This is a genomic window from Mycobacteriales bacterium (assembly GCA_035504215.1).
Lineage (GTDB): Bacteria > Actinomycetota > Actinomycetes > JAFAQI01 > JAFAQI01 > DATAUK01.
This window is the reverse complement of record DATJSI010000108.1, coordinates 1-2,648: the sequence shown is the minus strand read 5'-3', so window position 1 is coordinate 2,648 and position 2,648 is coordinate 1. Positions and strand designations below refer to the sequence as shown.

Annotated in this window: 2 protein-coding genes; one reads left to right on the top strand and one right to left on the bottom strand. The window is 69.9% G+C overall.

The window, feature by feature from the left end; all coding sequences use genetic code 11:
- The coding region (locus tag VME70_13260) for a DNA repair protein RecO C-terminal domain-containing protein (GenBank protein ID HTW21168.1) at positions 1-367 on the top strand (367 nt) is incomplete at its 5' end.
- Between the two features lie 13 nt (positions 368-380).
- Here VME70_13260 and VME70_13255 read toward each other — a convergent pair.
- Positions 381-2,648 (bottom strand): hypothetical protein (locus VME70_13255; protein ID HTW21167.1); only part of this gene is annotated, 2,268 nt, incomplete at its 5' end.

The following is a 2,648-nucleotide window of genomic DNA, read 5'->3' as shown; positions in this document are numbered from 1 at the left end:
CAACGAACTCGCGCTGCTCGCTGCCGACCCGGCACACGGTCGCGCCGGCAACGGCCTCGCCTTTCGGATGAAGCTGCTGCTGGCCGCCGGGATCGTTCCTCAGCTGTCCGCGTGCGCCGTCTGCGGTGAGACCGAGCACCTGCGCGGCTTCTCGGGCGCCGCGGGCGGCGTTGTCTGCGAGTCGTGTGAGGCGGGTTCGTTCCCTCTCTCAGAGGACGCCTACCGCTTCCTGCTCGCCGCTCTCGGCAGTCCTCTCGCCGAGGCACCCGACGGCACCGAGCGGGTGTTGCGCCAGGTCGAGCGTGCGATCGGCGACACCAGCGAGCATCACGCGCACGTGCGGCTGCGCCCGCTGCTGGCGGCCTGAGCCGTCCGGCTGCTCAGTGGTGCCCGCGCGGCTTGTGCGTGGTGCCATGGTGTGTACTCGCGCGGCGCTTGTGCGAGCTCTGGCCGTGCCTGGAGCTTGAGCGCGAGGGCTTCGAGCGTTTCGAGGAGTTGCTCGCGGCCGCGGTGAACGTCACGGATGTCCGCTCCAGCGTGCGGCGGGTGCTCGATGCGGTCAGCACGGTCCGCAGCGTGTGCTCGCTCGCGAGCAGCTTGGTGCCGGTCCGGTTCAGCGCGACGGTCACGGTGCGATGGTCGCCGGCCCCGATCTGCACCGTCTGGGACCCGACCACGACGACTCGGCTGCGCGGGTGATGAGCGTCGGCCGCGGCGTGCGCGTGAGACGTGGTGGCGGATTCGGTCGCGGTGAGCGTGATCGTCACCGGGCAGCTCGACTTCTCCGGGCAGCGCAGGCCGATCGACAGGTCCGTCCCAGAGACCGAGTGGGCGGGGACCGACACCGTCGCGGTGCCGCTCGAGCGCCCGCCGGACCCGCCGCTCCCGTCGGTGGGGTCGTCCCCAAGCCCGTCACCGAGGTCGATCAGCGGCTCGCTCGGGTCTGACTCGGCCTGCGCCGAGCCATAGGCGTTGGTCGCGGTCTCGACGACGACGATCGAATCGTTGACGTCGTTCTTGGTGGTCGTATAGGACCCGCCGGTCGCCCCCGGGATCGGGGTGCAGACGGTGCCGGTGATGTCGCAGTCCTCCCACTGCAGGACGATCCGCGGGCTGTTCTGCCACTGGCCGGGCAGCTCGGTGAGGACCTCGCCCACCGTCCCCTCGTCGCCGTCGATCTCCGGCGGGCTGAGGTTGACCGGTGCGAGCGTCGTCACCGCGTTCGTCATCGCCGAGTCGGCGGTGTTCGACCCTCCGGAGTTCGACGCGGTCTCAACGACCTCGATCTGGTTGCCGACGTCATTCTCGGTCGGGCTGTACGTCGAGCCGCTCCCGACCGGCGTGCACGGGTCTCCGTAGGGGTCGCAGTCCTCCCACTGATCGCTGACCTGGGTGGGTGAGCCGCTCCAGCTGCCCTGGGTGACGGTGAGCGTCCCACCCTGGGCGGCCGACCCGCTGATCGTCGGCGGCGTCTCGTTCTGGGGCGGCACGGGGGTGACGGTCGCGACGATGCCCGACCCGCCATCGACGGTCCCGAACGAGGCTGACCAGCCGTTGTCGTCCGCGGGGAACGACGGCGTGCCGCCGGTGCGCGAGCCGAAACCGAGCAGGCCGAGGGTCTCGGTCGAGTTCGGTGCGCCCAGCGCGTCGCCGTTGAAGGCAACGGTGCCGCCGGTGAAGGTCGCGCCGCCGGTGACGACGAGCGGCGGCACCGATCCGGACTGGGGGGTTGACGGGCCCGCGTCGAGTTGGAGGGTCGCCCCGCCGCCCACGTTCAGCGAGCCGATCGTGTCGCTCGCCCCAGGCATGATCTCGAGGCTCGTGTTGGAGCCGGTGACCGACAGCTTGCCGGATCCGGAGAGTGTGCCCTCGAGCACGCGCGAGAGGTTGCTTCCCTGGATCAAGAGTGTGCCGTTCGAGGGGACCACGTAGCCGCCGGTGTCGGTCGTCTGGTTGGAGGCGTCCAGGACCAGGTTGCTGTTGTTGCCGACTGTCACCGTTCCTGCGTTGTCGAAGGTGTCCGTCTGGATCGTCGTGCTCCCCGTCGAGGAGATCGACCCGCTCTGATCGTTCAGCAGCGTGCCTGAGGGATCGCAGCTGGAGTTCGCCGCGCTATGGCCGAGGTTCGCGTTCGAGCCGAGCGTCAGGAGGCCGGCGTTCTCCAGCGTCGCGCCCTCATCGACGCACACCTTCGCTGATCCGGCGATCGCCATCGTCCCCTGGTTCTCGACGTCGACCTCCTCGCCGAGCTGGGCGGTGGTCAGACCGCCTAGACCGAGTGTCGTCGTTGTCCCAGCCGGGAGGGTCACGAATCCGTAGCCGTCGAGATCACCGTTGATCGCTACGGTCGGGCCGGTGCCGCCGGCAGGTCCCTCGAGCGTGTCGTCGACCTCTGCGGTCGCATCGCCGTTCACCACGACTCGGTTGAGCGTGGCCAGGTTCGCATCGCTTTCGAAGTCGGTCGTGCCGCTGTTCAGCACCAGCGTGCCACCGCCCGAGAACGTCGTGCCCGAGCTGCCGGCGTAGTCGATCGCGCGGCTAGTGGCGTCGAACTCGAGGGTCGCGCCCTGAGCGACCGCATAGGTTCCGGTGTCGCCGTCGCCCCCGTTGCTGCTCGAGCCCCTGATCATGAGGGTGTCGCCGCTGCC